Origin of the sequence: Pseudomonas sp. 37 R 15 (assembly GCF_900004865.1) — a bacterium.
Taxonomy (GTDB): Bacteria; Pseudomonadota; Gammaproteobacteria; order Pseudomonadales; family Pseudomonadaceae; genus Aquipseudomonas; species Aquipseudomonas fluorescens_AM.
In genome coordinates this window covers 76,361-96,908 of record NZ_CVTV01000033.1, presented here as the reverse complement: position 1 = coordinate 96,908, position 20,548 = coordinate 76,361, and the positions used below count along the sequence as shown (strand labels likewise).

General features: G+C 61.4%; 23 protein-coding genes. 9 read left to right on the top strand and 14 right to left on the bottom strand.

Annotated features, from left to right (window positions below; genetic code table 11):
* On the bottom strand, nucleotides 1–1,007 hold a 1,007-nt coding region (locus BFQ04_RS11235), incomplete at its 3' end, for a ribonucleotide-diphosphate reductase subunit beta (RefSeq protein WP_065950881.1).
* Nucleotides 1,008–1,309: 302 nt separating this feature from the next.
* Here BFQ04_RS11235 and BFQ04_RS11230 point away from each other — a divergent pair.
* The 3 genes from BFQ04_RS11230 (at nucleotide 1,310) to BFQ04_RS11220 (ending at nucleotide 3,110) form a co-directional block, all read left to right on the top strand.
* On the top strand, nucleotides 1,310–1,828 hold the full coding sequence (locus BFQ04_RS11230) for a sigma-70 family RNA polymerase sigma factor (protein WP_065950880.1): 519 nt from the start codon (nucleotides 1,310–1,312) through the stop codon (nucleotides 1,826–1,828).
* Complete coding sequence (locus BFQ04_RS11225; protein ID WP_065950879.1) at nucleotides 1,825–2,733, top strand: FecR domain-containing protein; 909 nt, start codon at nucleotides 1,825–1,827, stop codon at nucleotides 2,731–2,733. The genes BFQ04_RS11230 and BFQ04_RS11225 overlap by 4 nt, the downstream gene beginning before the upstream one ends.
* 161 nt (nucleotides 2,734–2,894) lie before the next feature.
* Nucleotides 2,895–3,110 carry a TOBE domain-containing protein gene (locus BFQ04_RS11220; protein ID WP_057725249.1) on the top strand — a complete coding sequence of 72 codons (216 nt, stop codon included), beginning with the start codon at nucleotides 2,895–2,897 and terminating at the stop codon, nucleotides 3,108–3,110.
* 20 nt (nucleotides 3,111–3,130) lie between these two features.
* Here BFQ04_RS11220 and BFQ04_RS11215 read toward each other — a convergent pair whose 3' ends face one another.
* Entirely contained in the window at nucleotides 3,131–3,778 is a 648-nt protein-coding gene (locus BFQ04_RS11215; protein WP_065950878.1) for a hypothetical protein, read from the bottom strand.
* A gap of 123 nt (nucleotides 3,779–3,901) precedes the next feature.
* Complete coding sequence (locus BFQ04_RS11210; protein ID WP_065950877.1) at nucleotides 3,902–5,047, bottom strand: MalY/PatB family protein; 1,146 nt, start codon at nucleotides 5,045–5,047, stop codon at nucleotides 3,902–3,904.
* 190 nt (nucleotides 5,048–5,237) lie between these two features.
* Here BFQ04_RS11210 and ggt point away from each other — a divergent pair, with 190 nt between their 5' ends.
* Both ggt and xth read left to right on the top strand, forming a co-directional pair.
* Nucleotides 5,238–6,962, top strand: coding sequence for a gamma-glutamyltransferase (gene ggt / locus BFQ04_RS11205; RefSeq protein WP_065950876.1), 1,725 nt, complete (start codon nucleotides 5,238–5,240; stop codon nucleotides 6,960–6,962).
* 75 nt (nucleotides 6,963–7,037) lie between these two features.
* Entirely contained in the window at nucleotides 7,038–7,832 is a 795-nt protein-coding gene (gene xth, locus BFQ04_RS11200) for an exodeoxyribonuclease III (protein ID WP_065950875.1), read from the top strand.
* Here xth and BFQ04_RS11195 read toward each other — a convergent pair.
* The 3 genes from BFQ04_RS11195 to BFQ04_RS11185 all read right to left on the bottom strand — a co-directional run bounded on the left by BFQ04_RS11195 (nucleotide 7,829) and on the right by BFQ04_RS11185 (nucleotide 10,801).
* The gene (locus BFQ04_RS11195) at nucleotides 7,829–8,365 is read right to left on the bottom strand and encodes an AAA family ATPase (protein ID WP_065950874.1); all 537 of its coding nucleotides are present in this window, start codon (nucleotides 8,363–8,365) and stop codon (nucleotides 7,829–7,831) included. The genes xth and BFQ04_RS11195 overlap by 4 nt on opposite strands.
* A complete protein-coding gene (gene pnuC, locus BFQ04_RS11190; protein WP_065950873.1) occupies nucleotides 8,362–8,925 on the bottom strand; it encodes a nicotinamide riboside transporter PnuC in 564 nt (187 codons plus the stop codon). Before pnuC ends, BFQ04_RS11195 begins: the two co-directional genes overlap by 4 nt.
* 241 nt (nucleotides 8,926–9,166) lie before the next feature.
* The gene (locus BFQ04_RS11185) at nucleotides 9,167–10,801 is read right to left on the bottom strand and encodes a methyl-accepting chemotaxis protein (protein ID WP_065950872.1); all 1,635 of its coding nucleotides are present in this window, start codon (nucleotides 10,799–10,801) and stop codon (nucleotides 9,167–9,169) included.
* A gap of 228 nt (nucleotides 10,802–11,029) precedes the next feature.
* Between BFQ04_RS11185 and BFQ04_RS11180 the strand changes: the two genes are divergently transcribed.
* A complete protein-coding gene (locus tag BFQ04_RS11180) occupies nucleotides 11,030–11,860 on the top strand; it encodes an undecaprenyl-diphosphate phosphatase (RefSeq protein ID WP_065950871.1) in 831 nt (276 codons plus the stop codon).
* A complete protein-coding gene (locus BFQ04_RS11175) occupies nucleotides 11,857–12,240 on the top strand; it encodes a DUF1294 domain-containing protein (RefSeq protein ID WP_065950870.1) in 384 nt (127 codons plus the stop codon). Before BFQ04_RS11180 ends, BFQ04_RS11175 begins: the two co-directional genes overlap by 4 nt.
* On the opposite strand, the gene BFQ04_RS11170 is transcribed toward BFQ04_RS11175, so the two are convergent.
* Entirely contained in the window at nucleotides 12,223–12,585 is a 363-nt protein-coding gene (locus tag BFQ04_RS11170; RefSeq protein WP_065950869.1) for an MmcQ/YjbR family DNA-binding protein, read from the bottom strand. The genes BFQ04_RS11175 and BFQ04_RS11170 overlap by 18 nt on opposite strands.
* Complete coding sequence (locus BFQ04_RS11165; RefSeq protein ID WP_065950868.1) at nucleotides 12,582–13,490, bottom strand: LysR substrate-binding domain-containing protein; 909 nt, start codon at nucleotides 13,488–13,490, stop codon at nucleotides 12,582–12,584. Before BFQ04_RS11165 ends, BFQ04_RS11170 begins: the two co-directional genes overlap by 4 nt.
* Before the next feature lie 125 nt (nucleotides 13,491–13,615).
* Here BFQ04_RS11165 and BFQ04_RS11160 point away from each other — a divergent pair, with 125 nt between their 5' ends.
* Nucleotides 13,616–14,227, top strand: a complete 612-nt coding sequence (locus BFQ04_RS11160; protein ID WP_065950867.1) for an FMN-dependent NADH-azoreductase — start codon at nucleotides 13,616–13,618, stop codon at nucleotides 14,225–14,227.
* Between the two features lie 190 nt (nucleotides 14,228–14,417).
* Nucleotides 14,418–15,458 carry an alpha/beta hydrolase family protein gene (locus tag BFQ04_RS11155; protein WP_065950866.1) on the top strand — a complete coding sequence of 347 codons (1,041 nt, stop codon included), beginning with the start codon at nucleotides 14,418–14,420 and terminating at the stop codon, nucleotides 15,456–15,458.
* Here the strand turns inward: BFQ04_RS11155 and BFQ04_RS11150 are convergent.
* From BFQ04_RS11150 to BFQ04_RS11130, 6 genes are all read right to left on the bottom strand, one after another.
* A complete protein-coding gene (locus BFQ04_RS11150; protein WP_065950865.1) occupies nucleotides 15,452–16,624 on the bottom strand; it encodes an MFS transporter in 1,173 nt (390 codons plus the stop codon). The two genes, BFQ04_RS11155 and BFQ04_RS11150, sit on opposite strands and share 7 nt — an antisense overlap.
* Before the next feature lie 217 nt (nucleotides 16,625–16,841).
* Nucleotides 16,842–18,428, bottom strand: a complete 1,587-nt coding sequence (locus BFQ04_RS11145) for an ABC-F family ATPase (RefSeq protein ID WP_082632055.1) — start codon at nucleotides 18,426–18,428, stop codon at nucleotides 16,842–16,844.
* Nucleotides 18,429–18,448: 20 nt separating this feature from the next.
* A complete protein-coding gene (locus BFQ04_RS11140) occupies nucleotides 18,449–19,573 on the bottom strand; it encodes a tyrosine-type recombinase/integrase (protein WP_256544578.1) in 1,125 nt (374 codons plus the stop codon).
* Nucleotides 19,483–19,827 (bottom strand): hypothetical protein, encoded by a 345-nt coding sequence (locus BFQ04_RS29980; RefSeq protein WP_256544577.1) that lies wholly within the window; start codon nucleotides 19,825–19,827, stop codon nucleotides 19,483–19,485. The genes BFQ04_RS11140 and BFQ04_RS29980 overlap by 91 nt, the downstream gene beginning before the upstream one ends.
* 2 nt (nucleotides 19,828–19,829) lie before the next feature.
* Complete coding sequence (locus BFQ04_RS11135) at nucleotides 19,830–20,051, bottom strand: hypothetical protein (RefSeq protein ID WP_065950863.1); 222 nt, start codon at nucleotides 20,049–20,051, stop codon at nucleotides 19,830–19,832.
* 45 nt (nucleotides 20,052–20,096) lie between these two features.
* A complete protein-coding gene (locus tag BFQ04_RS11130; RefSeq protein WP_065950862.1) occupies nucleotides 20,097–20,429 on the bottom strand; it encodes a hypothetical protein in 333 nt (110 codons plus the stop codon).
* Nucleotides 20,430–20,548: the final 119 nt, after the last annotated feature.

The window sequence follows — 20,548 nt, the reverse complement described above, 5'->3', positions numbered from 1 at the left end:
TCCAGCTGCGTCCCCTGCAGGATCATCTGCGTTGCTTCTTCCTTCATCTCGGCATCCCACAAGTGCGGGTTTTCGATTTTGATCTGGTTGATCACGTCGATACCGAAGTTCAGGTGCATCGATTCATCGCGCAGGATGTACTGGAACTGCTCGGCGACGCCGGTCATTTTGTTGCGGCGGCCCATGGACAGGATCTGGGTGAAGCCGCAGTAGAAGAAGATGCCTTCCAGGACGCAGTAGTAGGCGACCAGGTTGCGCAGCAATTCTTTGTCGGTGTCGACGGTGCCGGTTTCGAACTTCGGATCGGAGATCGAACGGGTGTACTTCAGGCCCCAGGCGGCTTTTTTCGCGACCGATGGAATCTCGTGGTACATGTTGAAGATCTCGCCTTCATCCATGGCCAACGATTCGATGCAGTACTGGTAGGCGTGGGTGTGGATCGCTTCTTCGAAGGCCTGGCGCAGGATGTACTGGCGGCACTCGGGGTTGGTGATCAGGCGGTACACGGCCAGCACCAGGTTGTTGGCGACCAGGGAGTCGGCGGTGGAGAAGAAGCCGAGGTTGCGCATGACGATGCGACGTTCGTCGTCGGTCAGGCCTTCGGGGTTTTTCCACAGGGCGATGTCGGCGGTCATGTTGACCTCTTGCGGCATCCAGTGGTTGGCGCAGCCGTCGAGATACTTTTGCCAGGCCCAGTCGTACTTGAAGGGCACGAGTTGGTTGAGGTCGGCGCGGCAGTTGATCATGCGCTTTTCGTCGACGGCGACGCGGGCGGAGGCGCCTTCGAGTTCGGCGAGGCCTTCGGCGACGTCGAGTTTGTCCAGTTCGGCCTTGGCGCGCGCGATGGCAGCGGAGTCATTGGCGGTGACGGCGCGCGCTTCGATGGCGGCGGCAGCGCCGGCCCCGTCGAGGCGGTCCATGTTGGCTTCGGTGGCGTGGCCGGCGTTGGCGCCTTTGACGACCGCTGCAACGCTGTCTTCGTTGTCGACTTCATCCCAACTCAGCATTGAAATACTCCTTCCTGATCTGTTCTGACGGTGTGCGGAACCGTCCAAAAAATATGCGGTTTGCAGGCTTCAGGCATTGAAATACTGCGCATAGTGTGGTCGGAAAATACCGATACTGCACACTATGTAGTGGTCTGTTCTGTTTGTGGGCACACTATATGGTGTGTAACAAGGTAGGTCAACGCGCAAGAAGATTGTCTGAATGTTTAAATATCGCGTTGAAAATATCGTGGTATAGCGCCTCAACATTAAATAGAATGAATCTCATTTGAGACTCAGTCGCGCCGCGCAGGTCGCTTGCCATGAATGATGCCGTTGTACCGACCCACGCCCCCGAACTGACCGTGTCGAGCCTGTACCGCGACCATCACAGCTGGCTGGAAAGCTGGCTGCGCCGGCGTTTGGGCAATGCCTGGGATGCCGCGGACCTGAGCCAGGATACGTTCCTGCGCGTGCTCGCCAGCGCGCAGCCAATCGGGCAGATGCAGGAGCCGAGGGCGTATCTGGTGACGGTCGGCAAGCGCTTGCTGGTCAATTTCCATCAGCGACGCAGCCTCGAACAGGCTTATCTGAATGCCTTGGCAAGCCTGCCGCAGGCCTGTGTGCCTTCACCAGAGCAACGCTGGTTGTTGCTGGAAACCTTGCACGCCCTGGACGACCTGCTTGAGGGGCTACCGATGCAGGTGCGCCGCGCTTTTCTGTGGAGCCAACTGGAAGGCCTGGGCTATCGGGAGATCGCCGCACGCCTCAACGTGTGCGAACGCACGGTAAAGCGCTACATGGCCCAGGCCTACGAACACTGCTTGCTGGTGAACCTGTGAACCGCGACGTTGCCCGCGCCGCCGCCCAATGGCTGGCGCTGCTGGAGTCAGGCGCGGCCACCGAGCGCGATCACGCCGCGTTGCAGCGCTGGCGTGACAGCCATCCCCAGCATGAGCAGACCTGGCAAAGCGCACAGGCCCTGCGCCAGCGTTTCAGCGACTTGCCCCAGGCCCTGGCGATGGCCAGCCTCGATCGCCCGCAACCCGGACGGCGTGCTGTGCTCAAGCGCGCGCTGGGGGTTGCGGCTGTGTTGCCGACGGCCTGGCTGCTCAGCCGGCAATTGCCCATCCAGACCTGGCGCGCCGATCTGCACACGGCCACGGGAGAGCGCAAGCGCTTGGCATTGGCTGACGGCGCCAGCATGCAACTCAATACCGCGACGGCGGTGGACGTCGACCCGGCGCAGCGGCGGATCACCCTGGTCGAGGGTGAGTTGGCGTTGAATGTACCTGCAGCGGCGGCGATAAGCGTACAGACGCGTTACGGCGAGCTGACAGTCAGCCAGGCTGAGGTATGTGTCCGGCAACTGGACACCGGCTGCCTGGTGTCGGTGCTCAAGGGGTCCGTCCGGGTACGCGGTCTGGATGGGCGAACGGCAACCTTGCAAGGAGGGCAGCAAGCGCCGTTGAAAAACAACGGGCTCGGCGCCTGGGTGGCGTTCGATGCGCTGCAACTGGGCTGGCGCGACGGTGTACTGACCGCGCAGAACCAGGCGCTGGGGGATTTCCTGCGGGAATTGACGCGTTATCGGCCGGGCGTGCTGCGCTGGGACCCTCGCCTGGAAACGCTGCGGGTCACCGGCAGTTTTCGTCTGGACGACACCGATCGCATCCTCGACTTGCTGGCTTCCAGCCTGGGGTTGCGCGTTCAGGCGCGGACCCGGTATTGGGTCACACTCTCTTGAAACGCTGACGTCGTAACTGCTGTTGAATGAACACTGCTGCTCATATATCCGTATCGAATAAATAAAGAGTTATATATTCCTTTTATTGTTCTTCTCGATGGCGCATTTTGAGGGCCTGCGCATTCGTGCGGATTGACCCAACAGCCAAAAGGAAAGCCGACATGACCATCAAAGCGATCAATGTGCGCAACCAGTTCAAGGGCACCATCAAGGAAATTCTGCTGGGTGAAGTGGTGTCGGAAATCGACGTGCAGACCGCGTCCGGCATCGTCACGTCGGTCATCACCACCCGTTCGGTGCGTGACCTGGAATTGAAAGTGGGCAGTGAAGTGATTGCCTTCGTGAAATCCACCGAAGTGTCCATCGCCAAGCTTTAAAAGGTGCTGGATGGGTACTGTCAGTCGACGCGATCAAACACTCTGGCGATATCTTCGCGACTCAGTACCCCTTTACCGGTTCCGTCCTGCAACTTGAATGTGCCATCGGCATTGATTGTGATGCCGGCGGAACCGGCCAGGGTCACTGCCGCGCCTGAGCGGCCGTTGAGCAGGTCGCGCAGCGGTTGCTCGCCGTGCAAGGTTTGTCCGATGGTCGTTGCCATGCCTTGCAGGGAGCTTGAGTTGATTCCGCCCACCAGGATGACGTGGCTGTTCTTGTCCAACGATGCCTGCAATGTTTGCATCAACCTTTGAGTCGTGCTGCTGCCAGGGTTCAGCCCCAGCTCCAGGTTGCTGCCGGTCAGGTGCATCAGGGTGCGTTCCTGGTAAGCAGACCCGTTCCACCCGGTAAGCACCGCCAAAGCAGAGCAGTCTGACAGACCACGGGTCGTGAGCGCGTCCCGGCCTTTATGCAGGGTCACTGACTGGCCCATTTCAACCTGCACCGTCTGGGTGCCTGCGCGTGCGTCGGGCGGGTTCGCCAGTGGGTGTTTCAACCCCGCCAAGCGCATGGGCCGCTGCGAGGCGTGGGTGTCAGCGGCGTGTAAGGCCGAGGCGGCTGATGCTGCAGGCTCGCGCAATACCGGGTTCGGCTTGAATGATTCCATGATTGGCACAGGGCCGATAGCGGGAGGGCGTGTCGATAGCATAGCGCGCAATGCTCCGAAGGTTTCAGACGCACAAGGGACTCCCCTGAGTGCTGAAAAAGCCTTTTACGGTTCCCGCCCCATTCAGCGGTTTTTCAGACTGCGCTCCATACGCTGCAAGCCCTCTTCCAGCATGGTCCTCGGGCAGCCGAAGTTCAGGCGCACAAACTGCTGGCTGTCATCGCCAAACTCGATCCCGGCACTCAACCCAACCTTGGCCTGTTCAAGGAAAAACTGTTGCGGGTCCTCCAGGCCCAGGGCGCTGCAATCGAGCCAGGCCAGGAAAGTGCCTTCTGGCGCATGCATCACCACGCCGGGCAGGCGGGTTTGCACGGCGTTGAGCAGGTAGTCCCGGTTACCTTGCAGGTAGTGCACCAGTGCCTGGAGCCAGTCGCCGCATGCGCTGTAGGCGGCGCGGGTGGCTTCCAGGCCCAGGGGGCTGACGCTGTCGACCATGCCGCAACGGGCCTGGTTGAAACGCTCGCGCATCCCGGCATTCTGGACCACCGCGAAACAGGTCTTCAGGCCGGCCACGTTATAAGCCTTGCTGGCCGACATCAGCGTAATGGTGCGCTGCGCAATCTCGGGGCTGAGGCTGGCGGTGGGAATATGGCGGCGGCCGTCAAAGCACAGCTCGGCGTGGATTTCATCGGAGATGATCAGCGCGCCGTTTTCCATGCACGCCTGCGCGATCGCCAGCAGCTCCTGGCGGGGGAAGACCTTGCCGAGCGGGTTGTGCGGGTTGCTCAGCAACAGCGCGCCGGCACCGGCCAAGGCATCGCGCATGGCCGCCAGCGGCGTGTGGTATCGGCCGTCAATCAGCTCGAAAGGCACTTCGATACGTGGCAGGTTCCAGTGGCCGGGCGCCAGGCGAATCGGGCGATAGTTAGGGGTTTGCAGCACCACCGGCTGGCCCGGCTGCACGAACGCGTGCAGCGCCATATTGAACCCCGGCTCGACGCCGGGCAGGAACAACAGCTCATCCGGCTCAACACGCCAAGCGTACTTGGCCCACAGGTCGGCGATGATCGCCTCGCGCACATCCGGGCCGGCGACACTGTAGCCGAGCACCTGCCGGTCGAGGCGCGCATGCAGGGCCTCTAGCACGGCGGGCGGGGCGGCGATGTCCATGTCGGCGATCCACATCGGCAACACGTCTTGCGGGTAGCGGTTCCACTTGATGCTGCCGGTGCCCAGGCGTGGGTGGATCGTGTCGAAATCAAAGCTCATGGGGGGCTCGTATCAGGGGGCGGATAAAGAGTGGCGCTGATTCTAGCGCCATTCGTTTCATAGGCCAGCGCTGAATATTGCGCAGCACCGTTCCATCACCGACAAGCTCTGTCATAAAAACGCCACTGCGCTGGGGATCGAATCAGGGAAGGGCTATTTTGGTGCATCTCAATCACTCGAGTAGTCACGGATGAAATACCAAGCCTTCAACCGCACCTTGATTGCCACTGCCCTGGTGTTGACGGTCAGTGGCGTGCACGCCGCTTCCCAGGCCCCGGTGGCCGGGGAAAATGGCATGGTGGTCACCGCCCAGCATTTGGCAACGCAGGTGGGCGTGGATGTGCTCAAGGCCGGCGGCAATGCGGTGGATGCGGCCGTTGCGGTCGGTTACGCACTGGCAGTGGTGTACCCGGCGGCCGGCAACCTGGGCGGCGGCGGTTTCATGACTGTGCAACTGGCGGACGGGCGCAAGACGTTCCTCGATTTCCGCGAAAAAGCCCCGCTGGCGGCCACTGCCAATATGTACCTGGATAAAGACGGCAACGTCATCGAGGGCTTGAGCACCAAGGGTCATCTGGCCGTCGCGGTGCCCGGCACTGTTTCCGGCATGGAGTTTGCCCTGAACACATACGGCACCCTCAAGCGCGCCCAGGTCATCGCCCCGGCGATCAAGTTGGCAGAACACGGCTTTGTCCTGGAGCAGGGCGATATCGACCTGTTGCACACCGCCACCGGTGAGTTTGAAAAAGATCAGGACATGCGCGCAATCTTCCTGCACAACGGGCAACCGCTGCAGGTCGGCCAGACGCTGATACAGAAGGACCTGGCCAGGACCCTCAAGGAAGTGTCCGCCAAGGGCAGCGATGGCTTCTATAAAGGTTGGGTGGCCAAGGCCCTGGTGGATTCCAGCCAGGCCGGCAAGGGCCTGATCACCCAGGCGGACCTGGACAAGTACAAACCCCGCGAATTGGCGCCCATCGAATGCGATTACCGTGGCTATCATGTGGTTTCGGCGCCGCCGCCAAGCTCCGGTGGCGTGGTGATCTGCCAGATCATGAATATCCTCGAAGGCTACCCGATGGCGGACCTGGGCTATCACTCGGCCCAGGGCTTGCACTACCAGATCGAAGCAATGCGCCACGCGTATGTGGACCGCAACAGCTACCTCGGCGACCCGGATTTCGTGAAGAATCCGATAGCGCATCTGCTGGATAAAAACTACGCGGCGAAACTGCGCGACGCGATCGAGCCGCACAAGGCCGGGGATTCCCAGGCGATCAAGCCGGGGGTATCGCCCCATGAAGGCAATAACACCACCCACTATTCCATCGTCGACACCTGGGGCAACGCGGTTTCCGTCACCTACACCCTCAACGACTGGTTTGGCGCGGGCGTGATGGCAAGCAAGACCGGGGTGATCCTCAACGATGAAATGGACGACTTTACCGCCAAGGTCGGCGTGCCGAACATGTACGGGCTGGTCCAGGGTGAAGCCAATGCCATCGCGCCGGGCAAGACGCCGTTGTCGTCGATGAGCCCGACCATCGTGACCAGGGATGGCAAGGTGGTCATGGTGGCGGGCACGCCGGGCGGCAGCCGCATTATCACCGCGACCTTGCTGACCCTCCTGAATGTCATCGACTACAAGATGAATATCCAGGAGGCCGTGGACGCGCCGCGCTTCCACCAGCAGTGGATGCCGCAAGCCACCAACCTTGAAACCTTTGCGGTCAGCCCGGATACCCGCAAGATCCTCGAAAGCTGGGGCCATACGTTCGCCGGTCCCCAGGATGCCAACCACGTGGCGGCCATCCTGGTGGGCGCTCCGGCCCTGGATGCCAAGCCGGTGGGCAACAACCGCTTCTATGGCGCGAATGACCCGCGTCGCAATACCGGGCTGTCGTTGGGGTACTGACACCGACCCGTTCGCGCATGGAACATCTGCGGCCTTTCCGGGCTCTACCCCAAGAGCCCCGAAAGGACCCCAGCCATGAAAGCGCTGAAAATCGCCACCTTCAACATCAACGGCATTCGTGCCCGGCTGCCTAACCTTCTGCACTGGCTGGCGCGCGAGCAGCCGGACATCGTTTGCCTGCAGGAACTCAAGGCGCCGGAGAGGCTGTTTCCCTATGCCGATTTCGAGGCGGCCGGCTACGGCGCGATCTGCCTGGGCCAGGCCTCGTGGAACGGGGTGGCGATTCTGGCCAGGGACGCGCAACCGCTGGAAAGCCGGCGCGGTCTGCCCGGCGACGACAGCGACGAGCAAAGCCGCTATATCGAAGCGGCCGTGCATGGCGTGTTGGTCGGTTGCCTGTATCTGCCTAACGGCAACCCGCAACCCGGACCAAAATTCGATTACAAACTGGCCTGGTTCGAACGCCTGATCGACTATGCACAGGCGTTGCAAGCCAGTGATCATCCGGTGCTGCTGGCCGGGGATTTCAATGTGGTGCCCACCGACCTGGACATCTATAACCCGCGCTCCTGGCTCAAGGACGCGTTGTTGCAACCCGAGAGCCGGGCCTGCTATCAGCGCCTGCTGGAACAGGGTTGGACCGACGCGGTGCGGCATTTGTACCCTGAAGAGCGGGTGTATACGTTCTGGGATTATTTCCGCCAGCACTGGCAGAAGAATTCAGGGCTGCGCATCGACCATCTGTTGCTCAACCCCGCGCTCAAGCCCTATCTGAAGAATGCCGGCGTCGATGCCTGGGTGCGCAACGAAGCGCATGCCAGCGACCATGCACCCACCTGGATTGAGCTCGGCACGCGCAAGAAGCGTTAATCGGTCGTTGCAGACGCGAGCAAGCGCTCGACGGCGGCAAACGCCGCCTCCCGGCGCGCGTGCCAATCACCCCTGATCACCGCCACCGGCTGGTGCTGCACGTGCATCCAGTCCAGGCTGGCCTGGAAGAACGCCCGGCGGTCTGCCAGTTGCGGTTGGCAGCGCTGGCCGTCGGCGCTCCATTCCACGTCTTCCGGGGACAGCAGCAGATGCAGGTCGTAGTGACGGGCCAGCAGTTCGCTGTCGAGCCAGCCTGGGTAATCGCCAAACAGCGTCTGGCTCCAGAGCCGGTTGGTCAGCAGGTGGGTGTCGAGGATCAGCAGCGCCGGGCACTTGGCGCGCGCCGCATCCTCCCAGGCCAACTGGCCCCGGGCGATCGCCGGGATATCCGCCAGGCAGGTATCGCGTTGATGTGCGTCGATGAAAGTGCGCACGTATTCCCCCACCATGAGCCCGCCGAAGTGCGCATGAAGCTGCGCCGCCAGCCAGCTTTTACCGCTCGATTCCGGGCCTGCCAGCACCACCACCTTCATGCGTGCAACGCCGGGTCGGCGCGCCATTCACGCCAGCCTTGCACGGCAATCATGGTAAACAGCGCATACAGCGCGGCGGTGAGGTAGAGGCCTTTGTAGAGGAACAGCCCGACGAAAATCACATCCACCGCGATCCACAATGGCCAGCACTGCACGCGCTTTTGTGCCATCCACAGCTGCGCCACCAGGCTGAAGCCGGTGAGGGCCGCGTCGAGCCAGGGCTGGGCGGCGTCGGTCCAGTGAGCCATGGCGGCGCCGAGCAGCAGGCTGCCGACAGCGCCCACCAACAGGCTGACCATGACCGCAGGCATTTCCAGGCGGCTAACCTGGCGTCCCTGCCTGACCGCGCCGGCGCGGGTCCATTGCCACCAGCCATAGAGTTGCAAGGCGGCATACACCACTTGCAGCAACATGTCGGAGTAGAGTTTTACGTCGTAGAACACCCAGGTGTAGAGCAATACCATCACCAGGCCGATGGGCCAGCACCATGGGTTCTGCTTGACCGTCAGCCATACGGCAATCACCCCCAGTGCGGCGGCGAACAGTTCAAGCCCGGACATGGCGGTTCCTTGGGGGAGTGGGAGAGGGCGGTGATTGTACCCAGAGGTGGCCAATCCTCAAAACACAGGCGGGCAAATGTGGGACGGGGCTTGCCCTGGCTTTTTGCAGGAGCGAGCTTGCTCGCGAAAAACTCACAGGCACCGCGTTCATTCAGGAAGCACGCGTTATCGTTGACGTTTTTCGCGAGCAAGCTCGCTCCTACAGGTTAGGGCTTGCCCCGTCCCACAATTTAACTCAGGGCTAGATGCGGAACTGACGCAACAACCCGTCAAGCTGCTCGCTCAAACCCCGCAACTGCGCGCTGGCCACGCTCGACTGCTCAGCCGCCAGCGCGGTGCTGTGGGACAGCCCGGCCGCCTGGGTGACGTTCTGGTTGATGTCTTCCACCACATGGGCCTGTTGCAGGGTGGCACTGGCAATCGAGGCATTCAGGCCGTTGAGATTATGCAGTGCCTGGCCGATGGCATTGAGGCTCGCACCGGCCAGGCCGGCTTGCTCGATGGTCAATTGCGAGGCGCTGTGACTGTCGCTGATCACCTTGACCGCCGCTTCCGAATGCCCTTGCAGGCGCTCGATCATCGCCTGGATTTCAGCCGTGGATTTTTGCGTGCGCTGGGCCAGCAGGCGTACTTCATCGGCCACTACTGCAAACCCACGGCCCTGCTCGCCGGCGCGCGCGGCTTCGATAGCGGCGTTGAGGGCGAGCAGATTGGTCTGGTCGGCAATCGAGCGAATCACTTCGAGCACGCCGCCGATCTGGGTGCTTTCGCTGGACAGGGTGCGGATCACCTCCACGGCCTGGCTGATGGTGCCCGAGAGCTGGTCGATCTGCTGCAGGCTGCTGTCGATGTTGACCTGGCCTTGCTGCGCCTGGGCCTGGGCATCGCGCATTTCGCTGGCGGCGTGCTCGGCATTCTTGGCCACGTCCTGCACGCCGTAGGTGACTTCATTGATGGCGGTGGCCACCAGTTCCATCTGTTGCGACTGCTGCTGGCTGCGGTCATGGGCCTGGCTGGCGTTGTGGCCCAACTCGGTCGACGACTCGCCCAGGGCGTTGGCGCACACCTGCAAATGGCCGACCACCTGGCGTAATTTGGCGGTGAAGGTATTGAAGTGCTCGGACAGTTGGGTGACCTCGTCGCGCCCATGAGTGTCGAGGCTGCGGGTCAGGTCGCTTTCGCCGCTGGCAATGTTGCCCATGGCATTTACCGCAGCCTGCAACGGCTGCACGATACTGCGCGCGATCAACAGCACCAGCAGGGTCATGACCAGCGCAATGGCCAGACCGATAGCGGAGGCTTTCCACACCTGGCCGGTGAACTCGGCCTGCACGTCGTCCACATAGACGCCCGAGCCGATGATCCAGCCCCAGGGTTCGAACAGTTGGATGTAAGAGGTTTTCTGCACCGGCGCATCGGCCCCCGGCTTTGGCCAGCGATAATTGACGATGCCGGCGCCCTTGGCCTTGGCCAGGCTCACGAATTCATTGAACACGGCAAACCCGTCCGGGTCGCGGATCGCCGAGAGGTTCTGGCCGTCCAGCTTGGGGTTGGCCGCATGCATGATCATCACGGGGGTGAGGTCGTTGATCCAGAAGTAGTCGTCGTGGTCATACCGCAGGCCGCGCACCGCGCTCAGGGCTTGTTGCTGCGCCGCCTCACGGGTGAGCACCCCGGTCTTTTCCAGGTTCTGGTAGTAGCCGAGTACGCCGCTGGCGGTTTGCACCACGTGCTGGGTCTGTTGGCGCTTGGCCTGGTAGAGGTCGTCATGGATCTGTTTGAGCATCAAGGCGCCCAAGGTCAGCAGCATCAGCACGGCGACTATCAGGATCAGCCAGAGGCGCCGGCTGATCGACATATTGCGCAAACTGTTCATCGTCCTGTCACTCCGAGCCTTTTATAATTGTGGGTGTTGCATCGACTTTTGCGGCTTGTCTGATAGGCTTTCGGCCCGGAATCGAAAAACCTGAGTACTGCCTGATTTTTCACGGAATTTTTGCAGTCCGGCATTGAGAATCAACGCCGGGCGCTGCAGTGTGCTCGTTGTCAGTGAACTTTAAAAAACACTAAGAGGCACGCCAGGCGCGTGACCTTTGGAGAAAGCATGGATTTTTGGACCGCCATACAGGCACTGATTCTTGGCGTGGTCGAGGGGCTGACGGAGTTTCTGCCGATCTCCAGCACCGGCCACCAGATCATCGTCGCCGACCTGATCAACTTCGGCGGCGAGCGTTTCGAGGCATTCAATATCATTATCCAGTTGGGCGCGATCCTCGCCGTGGTCTGGGAATTCCGGCGCAAGATCCTCGACGTGGTCATCGGCTTGCCCACCCAGCGCAACGCCCAGCGCTTCACCGTGAACCTGATCATCGCGGTGTTGCCGGCGGTGGTGCTGGGGGTGATTTTCGCTGACCTGATCAAGCATTACCTGTTCAACCCGATCACCGTGGCCACGGCCCTGGTGGTGGGCGGTGTGGTCATGTTGTGGGCGGAACGTCGCCAGCATGCGGTGCATGCGCAAACCGTCGACGAGATCACCTGGAAGGACGCGCTCAAGGTCGGCATGGCCCAGTGCCTGGCCATGATCCCGGGCACTTCACGCTCCGGCGCGACGATCATCGGCGGCCTGTTGTTCGGCTTGTCGCGCAAGACCGCCACCGAGTTTTCATTCTTCCTGGCCATGCCGACCATGGTCGGTGCAGCGCTGTACTCGGGCTATAAATACCGCGACCTGTTTCAGCCGGCGGACCTGCCGGTGTTCGCCATTGGCTTTGTCACCTCGTTCATCTTCGCGATGATCGCGGTCAAGGGCCTGCTCAAGTTCATCGCCAACCACAGCTACGCGGCCTTTGCCTGGTACCGCATTGCGTTCGGCCTGGTGATCCTGGCGACCTGGCAATTCGGCTGGATCGACTGGACCGCCGTCAAGCCATGAACATTCAGCACCCACGCTTGAAGACGTTGCTCTTCGTGCTGCTGTGCGCGGCGCCGTTGCTGGGTTCGGCGCTGCTGTGGCATCGCGGCGAGACCATGATCCCGCTGGCAGCCTACGGGGTGGTCAGCATGGTGGCGTTCTTTATGTACTGGAGCGACAAGCGCAAAGCGCAGACAGAGGGCCGGCGCATCCCGGAAAACATCCTGCACGCCGTCGAGCTGGCGGGCGGTTGGCCGGGGGCATTGATCGCGCAGCAAGTGTTCCGGCACAAAACACGCAAGGTGTCCTACCAGGTGCTGTTCTGGGTGATTGTGCTGTTGCACCAGGTGTTCTGGCTGGACCAGCTGTTTCTCGGCGGCACGCTACTGTCGATCCTCTAGCCACAACCCGACCTGCGTGCGCTTGGGCAGCTTGCCCACCACCAACTGGTGCGAGCGCTGCAACAAGCCACGCAGTTCGTCGGACCCAAGCGGGTAGGGCGTGTTCATGATGATCCACTGCGCACGTGCCAGGTACGGCGCCGGGTGGATGCCCGGCCGGTCGACGTGGCCGAGGAACAGTGCCTTGTCGACCTTGAACGCCAGCGACTCACCGCGCAAGTTCTGCAGGGCGAACATCTTGTTGCCGGCAATCGAGAACACGCGTACACCGCCCCATTTGTAGTCCTCGCGCGCTCCTGGCAGGCCCAGGCAGAATGCCGCGACTTGTGCTTCGCTCATGCTCATAACGTACGGTCTCCACAGCCTTTGAAGCCTTCTTCCAGGTAGTCGATCCAGGCCCGGATGGCCGGCAGCACGCCGCGCCGGTGCGGGTACACGGCCTGCAGCCAGCCGCCGGGTAGCGACCATTGCGGCAACAGTTGCACCAGCCGGCCGCTGGCCAGTTCCTCTTCGCAATACATCATCGGCAGCACCGTGAAGCCCACGCCCATGAGGGCGCTGGTCTTGCGTACGATAAAGTCCTCGATGCCCAGGCGGGCCTCCATGACCAGCTCATGGGCGTTGCCCTGGGGGTCGATGATGCGCTGGTGCACCATGCGGTCCGCCTCGAGTGCGCCCATGATCGGCAATTGCCTGAGGTCTTCCAGGGTCTCTACCCGACGGTCACGCAGAAGTGCCGGGCTGGCCACCAGCACGGTCTGGGCCTGGCGCAAGCGTTTGGTGACCAGCAACGGGTCTTCGTCGCCCAGTTCGCGTACGCGCAACGCCACGTCGATGCCTTCGGCCACCAGGTCGACGCGACGGTTGACCAGGGTCATGTCCAGTTGCACCAGCGGGTGCGCGGCGAGAAACCCGGCCACCAGTTCCGGCAGGATCTGCTGGGCCAGCCCGACCGGGCACGTGACGCGCAGGCGCCCTCGGGGCTCGGTGGACATGCTGGCCACGGCCTCGTCGGCCATCTCTGCCTCCAACAGCATGGCCTGACAGTGGCGTAAGTAACGCTCGCCGACGGCGGTCAGGGTCAGTTGCCGCGTGGTGCGTTGCAACAGGCGCGCGCCCAGGCGCTCCTCCAGCTCGGCAATGCGCCGCGACAGCCGCGACTTGGGAATCCCCAATAGACGCCCGGCGGCGGCGAAACCGCCGGCTTCGACGACTTTGGCAAAGTAATAGAGGTCATTGAGGTCTTGCATGCTCGGCCTATTGTCCTGTCAGTGGGACAAACTATCGCATTTAAGCTGGCTTATCGACTATTGGTTTCATGCGTAGCATCACCACCATCTGATCGCCCCTGTCGATCCCACCTCGGAGATCCACCATGAAACTACTGCATATCGATTCCAGCATTCTCGGCGACAACTCGGCGTCCCGTCAGCTCAGCGCTGGCGTGGTCAAGGCATGGCAAGCCGCCGAGCCGGGTGTGGAAGTGACGTACCGTGACCTGGCCAGCGAAGGGATCAACCACTTCTCCGGCGCGACCCTGGGCGCGTTGGGCACCGCCGCCGAACTGCGCGACGCGGCGCAAAAGCATGAAGCCGAACTGAGTGCATCGTCGCTGGCCGAATTCCTCGCCGCCGATGCCGTGGTGGTGGGTGCGCCAATGTACAACTTCACCATCCCGACCCAGCTCAAAGCCTGGATCGACCGCATCGCCGTCGCCGGCCAGACCTTCCGCTACACCGAAGCCGGTCCTGAAGGCCTGTGCGGCAACAAGAAAGTCATCATCGTCTCCACCGCTGGCGGCCTGCATGCCGGCCAGGCATCCGGTGCGGCCCATGAAGGCTACTTGAAGCTGCTGTTTGGCTTCCTCGGCATCACCGATATCGAAATCGTACGCGCCGAAGGCCTGGCCTATGGCGACGAAGTGCGCAGCAAAGCGTTGAGCGACGCCAATGTGCTGATCAGCGAGCAATTGTTCGCTGCCGCGTAAGGCTTGTGTAAATGTTCGCTTTGCCCGGTTTCAATCTGAAGCCGTGCGCCTAAACTCTGTATTCTGATCGCCTGAGCGCGAGCGGAGTACGGAGTTTTCCCGTTATGGCCCAGGTTATGCAGACGTGGGTTCAATACCCGGGAATTTTTAGACGGCCTGCCGGTTCTCATGCAGCAAAGGTGGACATCCCATGATGCGTCTCTGTGCTGTTTTGGTTCTTTCCCTGTGCAGCGGCCTGCTTTCAGTGCAGGCCGCGCCTGCGCCGCACCCGCATTGGAGTGTGGGCTTTCATCGCATGAGCATTCTCGACCCGCTGGATTCTCAGCCGATGAAGGCCATTGCGTTTTACCCGTCCACCGACGCCGAGCACACCACCACATTGGGCGGCGCCTACCATGTGGCTGCGGGCGAAGACGCCAAGGTTGCCATCGGCCGTTTCCCGATGCTGATGTTGTCTCACGGCAACACCGGCACGCCGCTGGCCCTGCATGACCTGGCCACCTCGCTGGCGCGCAAGGGCTTTGTGGTGGTGGCGGTGCTGCACCCCGGTGACAACTACAAGGACCACAGCCGCCTGGGCACCGTGAGCAATTTGTATGGTCGGCCGATCCAGATTTCCCAGGCGATCACAGCGGCGTTGAACGACCCGATGCTGTCGCCCTTCGTTGATATCGACCAGGTGGGCGTGATCGGCTATTCGGCCGGCGGCGAAACCGCGTTGATCCTGGCAGGTGCCAAACCGGATTTCGAGCGCTTGCGCCGCTATTGCCAGCAGCGCCCGGAGGACCGTGACGCCTGCACCACCAAAGGCGAGTTGGTGGTCGACCGCGACGACTTGCAGCCCCAGGCCGATCCGCGCATCCATGCGCTGATGCTGATGGCGCCGCTGAGCCTGATGTTCGGTCGTCACACCCTGGCCGACGTGCACGTGCCGGTGCTGCTCTACAGCGGCGATGGTGACCAATTGGTGGCCGTGGACAAGAACGCCGCCGCCCTGGCGCGTAAACTGCCGGAGCCGCCGGACTTCAAACTGCTGGCCGGGGCAGGGCACTTCGTGTTCATGGCGCCGTGTGACAGCGATCAATTGGCGACGATGCCGGCCATCTGTACCGATGCCGATGGCGTCGACCGTGAGGGCATCCACCGCGACCTGGTCTCCGAAGCCGGGCGCTTTTTCAGTCACACACTCGGCGAGGCGACGCGCGCCGGGCTACAGACCGCTGATCAGTAAGCGCGACGCTTGAGCTGCACGGTCAGTGCCAGCGCGGTCACTGACAGCAGCGCCGCGCAGAAGAAGATCCAGCCGTAGCCGAGGTTCAGTGCCACGGCGCCCATCAACGGCCCGGCAATCGCCAGGGCCAGGTCGAAAAACACCGCATACGCACTGAGCCCCGCGCCCCGGCTGCTGTCCGGCACACGCTTGATGGCTTCCACGCCAAGCGCCGGGTAGACCAGTGACAGACCGACGCCGGTCAACCCCGCGCCAATCAACGCCACGCCGGTCGACGGCGCCAACCACAGCAGCGTGAGGCCCAGGGTTTCGATGAGCATGCAGGCGATGGCGGCGGTAAAACCACCCACGCGGGTGATGGCGGAAATAAACACCAGGCGCGACAGAATGAAACATGCGCCGAACACCGTCAGGCAGTACGCCGCGCCGGTCCAGCCGCGATTCAGGTAATACAGGGTGATAAAGGTGGTCAGCGTGCCATAGCCAATCGAGGCCAGGCACAGGCTGGCGCCAAACGGTGCGATACGGCCGAACACCGCCCAGAACGGCAGGCGCTCGCCGCGCACCACCGGTACCGAAGGCTTATTGCGGATCAGCACCAGGCCCAGCGCGGCCAACCCTGCCAGTGCCAGGCCCAGGCTGGCGAAGCCGTAATCAGCCACCATCACCACCCCCAGCGGCGCGCCAATGGCGATAGCGCCGTAGGAGGCGATGCCGTTCCAGGAGATCGAGCGGGCCGTATGCTCGGTACCGACCGCGCCCATGCACCAGCTGATGGTGCCTACGCCAATCAGGCCCTGGGCCACGCCCAGCAACAGCCGACCAACGATCAGGATAGCCAGGCTCAGCGCCGGCACGTGCTCAAGCAGTACGGCGATAAACGTCAGTACCCCACTGATCAGAATACCGGCCAGGCCCAGCACAATCGCACGCTTGGTGCCGACGTTGTCCGACATGCGCCCGGCCATTGGCCGACTGAGCAAGGTGGCCAGGTACTGCGAACCGATGGTGACGCCGGCAATGACCGCACTGTAGCCCAGATGCTCGTGCACATAGCCTGGAATCACCGCAATCGGCAGGCCGATGCAGATAAACGCGATAAAGGTGTAGAAGACGATGGAGACGATCTGCAGCGTGATCGACAGGGAGGAGGGGGCGGCGGGCATGAATAGTCAATCGCTGGCGGGCGGTAGAAGCATCATGGCATATCCCGCACGACTGTAGGAGCGAGCTTGCTCGCGAAGAACGTCAACGATAATGCGGGTTGCCCGATTCTGCGCGGTGCTCTGAGGTTTTTCGCGAGCAGTAGTGTGCATGAAAAAAGCCCTGTCACAGGGACAGGGCTTTTTCTTGCAGCTTGCAGCTTGCAGCTGAGTGCTGCTCTTAGAACACCACACCCTGGCTGCGCAGGTAGTCGTCATAGGTGCCGCTGAAGTCGATCACGCCGCTGGCGCTCAGCTCGATGATGCGGGTGGCCAGGGACGATACGAACTCACGGTCGTGGCTGACGAAGATCAACGTGCCCGGGTAGTTCTCCAGCGCCAGGTTCAGCGCTTCGATGGATTCCATGTCCAAGTGGTTGGTCGGTTCGTCCATGATCAGCACGTTCGGCTTTTGCAGGATCAGCTTGCCGAACAGCATGCGACCTTGTTCACCACCGGAGATGACTTTTACCGACTTCTGGATTTCGTCGTTGGAGAACAGCATGCGGCCCAATGTGCCACGAATCATCTGCTCGCCCTGGGTCCACTGGCCCATCCAGTCGAACAGGGTGACGTCGTCTTCGAAGTCATGGGCGTGGTCCTGGGCGTAGTAACCCAGTTCCGCAGCGTCGGTCCACTTGATGCTGCCGGCGTCCGGGGTCAGTTCGTTGACCAGGGTGCGCAGCAGGGTGGTCTTGCCGATACCGTTCGGGCCGATGATCGCCACGCGCTCGCCGGCTTCAACCTGGAAGCTGAAGTCTTTGAACAACGGCTTGCCGTCAAAACCTTTGGCCATCTTCTCGACCATGACCGCCTGACGGTGCAGCTTTTTGTTCTGTTCGAAACGGATGAACGGGCTCACGCGGCTCGACGGCTTGACCTCGGCCAGTTGAATCTTGTCGATCGCCTTGGCACGGGAAGTGGCCTGCTTGGCTTTCGAGGCGTTGGCCGAGAAGCGGCTGACGAAGGATTGCAGCTCGGAGATCTGCGCCTTCTTCTTGGCGTTGTCCGACAGCAGTTGCTCGCGGGACTGGGTCGCCACGGTCATGTACTCGTCGTAGTTGCCCGGGAACAGGCGCAGCTCGCCGTAGTCCAGGTCAGCCATGTGGGTGCACACGCTGTTCAGGAAGTGACGGTCGTGAGAGATGATGATCATCAGGCTGGAGCGCTGGGTGAGGATGTTTTCCAGCCAGCGAATGGTGTTGATGTCCAGGTGGTTGGTCGGTTCGTCGAGCAACAGCACTTCCGGATCGGAGAACAGCGCCTGGGCCAGCAATACGCGCAGCTTCCAGCCGGGCGACACTTCGCTCATCGGGCCGAAATGCTGTTCCAGCGGAATACCCAGGCCCAGCAGCAGCTCACCGGCGCGGGATTCGGCGGTGTAACCGTCCATCTCGGCGAACTCGGTTTCCAGCTCGGCCACGGCCATGCCGTCTTCTTCACTCATTTCCGGCAGCGAGTAGATGCGGTCACGCTCGGCCTTGACCCTCCACAGCTCCTCGTGGCCCATGATCACGGTGTCGAGCACGGTGAATTGTTCGTAGGCGAACTGGTCCTGGCGCAGCTTGCCCAGGCGCACGTTCGGCTCCAGCATGACCTGGCCGCCGGACGGCTCGAGGTCGCCGCCGAGGATTTTCATGAAGGTCGACTTGCCGCAACCGTTGGCACCGATCAAACCATAGCGGTTGCCGGCGCCGAACTTGACCGAGACGTTCTCGAAGAGCGGCTTGGCGCCGAACTGCATGGTGATGTTAGCTGTGGAGATCAATTACTTTACCTATCAATAGCTTAGGGTGCGCTTATTTGAGCTGGGACCAATTTGGGACCAATCTGGAGCTTTTCCATTTCGCTCCAGTCCGAGCTTGAGTTGATCCAACGCGCATAAGTCGAGAGCAGCATCTGCACACTATGGCCGAGCTGCTGGGAAATGAAGGCGGGGTTCATGCCAGACATAATGCATATTGTCGCATAGGTGTGACGACAGTTGTATGGCGGCCGACGACGGATATTCAGCGCTTTTAGCGTCGGAACCCACTGTTTGTGTAGGTCAGATGTCTGTTTCACGTACTCCGCGTTTTTTGAAGGCGGAAAAATGAAAGGCGTTTCTAGCACCTTGCCTTTCCCTTTTTTCCGACGTTCTGCGTACTCCCTGGCAAATTGCAGAGCGTGCATGGCGCGGTCATTCAACAAAACGAAGCGATCTCCGCCAGTTTTCGTACGTTCCACCACTTCCCCCAAGGCGATCCCGCGACACACGTGGGCCGTCCTCTTATCTTCGTCTACCGCATCCCAGCGCATAGCCAGGGCTTCGGACAGACGCATTCCTGTAAAAAACACAAACTCAAAAAACGCCGCATAGATCGTGCTGGGCCAGTGGTCGTGCTGATACATCTTCGCGATGATCTGGTTTGCTTCTTCAAGCGTGAAGGGATCAATTTCCTTTTTGCTGCGCTTGGGCAGCTCAAGGATTGCCGCTGGATTCTTTGGGATCAGTTCTTCAGATACGGCTGAATTCATGATGGTGGACAGCTTCGAGATGGCATTGCGCTTAACGCCTGGTGACTTCCACTCGCTGGCGGCCATTACCCGGCGGAGCAGGGTGGTAGTGATCAGGTCGATCCGCACCAGGGCCAGCCCCGGCATCCAGTACCTGTTCAGTGCTCCCTTGTAGTTCGCCTTCGTGCCGACCACCACCTCACGGCTGTCCAGCCAGAGCTGCGCGTATTCGCCGAAGTTGATCTTCCCGCCGGCGAGGTTGCTGGAACTCGGGAAAAGCTCGGCATATTTGTCGTCGTCGAGCAGCCCCAGCTTTATCAAGCCTCTTACTTGATCAACAACCTGTGCGGCAGACTTGATTCCTTTCTGTGTCGGGGGATAGGGGAGCGTTTCACTCCGCCGGCTGCCGTTCCACATAAAGCGGATGCGGATCGATCCGTGGTGGAGGTCCATTCCTGCGGGCAAACCCATTGGCTTTCGAGCCATTCGTAATATCTCCTGATGCTGTAGATGATCCTGCCGCAATGGGTGTTCCAGACACCTTCAGGTATCTGCTTTCTGGCACGCTTGGAGCGCAGGGCGGCGAGGGTGGTGCCCAGGATCTCGGCCATTTGTGCCTCGGGCACCTTGTCGCCAGTGATCCCGTCTTTTAGCTGTTCTGCTGCTGCCATACCTACCTCCCGCCGCCCACAGTGGGCCGCGCTGTCTTGATGATGTGGATTGCCAGGCCAAAGGTAATCAGCAGCCAGGCGCAGGTGCCGGCGAATGCGTAGGTCAGTGCCTCGGTGTCGCCGGTGTCCAGCAGGTAAGGCACTGCCCAGAAGAACCAGCCGAGTGTTCCTACCAGGTACAGCAAAGCGCCCAGCAGAATCAGGGTGAGTTTCATAGCGAACATGGGGTGTCCTTGCCGCGCTGGGCGGCAGAAGGTGGGTGTGAGTGGTCAGTCCACCTGGTACCAGATGGAGTGGGGGATGCCGTCGGCCTTGAGGGATTTGCTCATGGCCTGGACGCCGGCGTAGCGACGACTACCTTGGCCGTTAAACGGCGCTGGCAGATGGAAGCCACGGCTTCGGTAAGTGCTGGCCGGCTGCATGTAGCCTTCGATGCCGGCGCCGAGCAACGTTTTCTCGCGTGTGCCTTTCAAGTCGCACAGATAGACGCGATCAAGGTTCGCACTACCGCCGTCATCTGGCGCAGCTGCAGCGGCTGCCTTGCCGGCTTCGACCGCACGCGATACCGCAGCGGATAGTTCCTGGAGCTGATCTTTGGTCATAGGGATACCTCTGCCCGCCGCTCACCGGCAGGCATGTAGGGGGGGGTGCAAGGCTGGGGAGTGCCGCCAAATTTGCAGAAGGTTCAATAAGATTGAGTTAAATCACTTATCCGCCTGAA

Bases quoted from the DNA above. Each gene is read 5' to 3' on its own strand.
- BFQ04_RS11135 (WP_065950863.1), bottom strand. From the start codon at position 20,051: ATGTTCGCTATGAAACTCACCCTGATTCTGCTGGGCGCTTTGCTGTAC.
- BFQ04_RS11195 (WP_065950874.1), bottom strand. From the start codon at position 8,365: ATGAAGGTGGTGGTGCTGGCAGGCCCGGAATCGAGCGGTAAAAGCTGG.
- BFQ04_RS11230 (WP_065950880.1), top strand. From the start codon at position 1,310: ATGAATGATGCCGTTGTACCGACCCACGCCCCCGAACTGACCGTGTCG.
- BFQ04_RS11220 (WP_057725249.1), top strand. From the start codon at position 2,895: ATGACCATCAAAGCGATCAATGTGCGCAACCAGTTCAAGGGCACCATC.
- BFQ04_RS11210 (WP_065950877.1), bottom strand. From the start codon at position 5,047: ATGAGCTTTGATTTCGACACGATCCACCCACGCCTGGGCACCGGCAGC.
- BFQ04_RS11165 (WP_065950868.1), bottom strand. From the start codon at position 13,490: ATGCAAGACCTCAATGACCTCTATTACTTTGCCAAAGTCGTCGAAGCC.
- BFQ04_RS11170 (WP_065950869.1), bottom strand. From the start codon at position 12,585: ATGAGCATGAGCGAAGCACAAGTCGCGGCATTCTGCCTGGGCCTGCCA.
- BFQ04_RS11215 (WP_065950878.1), bottom strand. From the start codon at position 3,778: ATGGAATCATTCAAGCCGAACCCGGTATTGCGCGAGCCTGCAGCATCA.
- BFQ04_RS11160 (WP_065950867.1), top strand. From the start codon at position 13,616: ATGAAACTACTGCATATCGATTCCAGCATTCTCGGCGACAACTCGGCG.
- BFQ04_RS11180 (WP_065950871.1), top strand. From the start codon at position 11,030: ATGGATTTTTGGACCGCCATACAGGCACTGATTCTTGGCGTGGTCGAG.
- xth (WP_065950875.1), top strand. From the start codon at position 7,038: ATGAAAGCGCTGAAAATCGCCACCTTCAACATCAACGGCATTCGTGCC.
- BFQ04_RS11150 (WP_065950865.1), bottom strand. From the start codon at position 16,624: ATGCCCGCCGCCCCCTCCTCCCTGTCGATCACGCTGCAGATCGTCTCC.
- BFQ04_RS11140 (WP_256544578.1), bottom strand. From the start codon at position 19,573: ATGTGGAACGGCAGCCGGCGGAGTGAAACGCTCCCCTATCCCCCGACA.
- ggt (WP_065950876.1), top strand. From the start codon at position 5,238: ATGAAATACCAAGCCTTCAACCGCACCTTGATTGCCACTGCCCTGGTG.
- BFQ04_RS11155 (WP_065950866.1), top strand. From the start codon at position 14,418: ATGATGCGTCTCTGTGCTGTTTTGGTTCTTTCCCTGTGCAGCGGCCTG.
- pnuC (WP_065950873.1), bottom strand. From the start codon at position 8,925: ATGTCCGGGCTTGAACTGTTCGCCGCCGCACTGGGGGTGATTGCCGTA.
- BFQ04_RS11130 (WP_065950862.1), bottom strand. From the start codon at position 20,429: ATGACCAAAGATCAGCTCCAGGAACTATCCGCTGCGGTATCGCGTGCG.
- BFQ04_RS11175 (WP_065950870.1), top strand. From the start codon at position 11,857: ATGAACATTCAGCACCCACGCTTGAAGACGTTGCTCTTCGTGCTGCTG.
- BFQ04_RS11185 (WP_065950872.1), bottom strand. From the start codon at position 10,801: ATGAACAGTTTGCGCAATATGTCGATCAGCCGGCGCCTCTGGCTGATC.
- BFQ04_RS29980 (WP_256544577.1), bottom strand. From the start codon at position 19,827: ATGGCAGCAGCAGAACAGCTAAAAGACGGGATCACTGGCGACAAGGTG.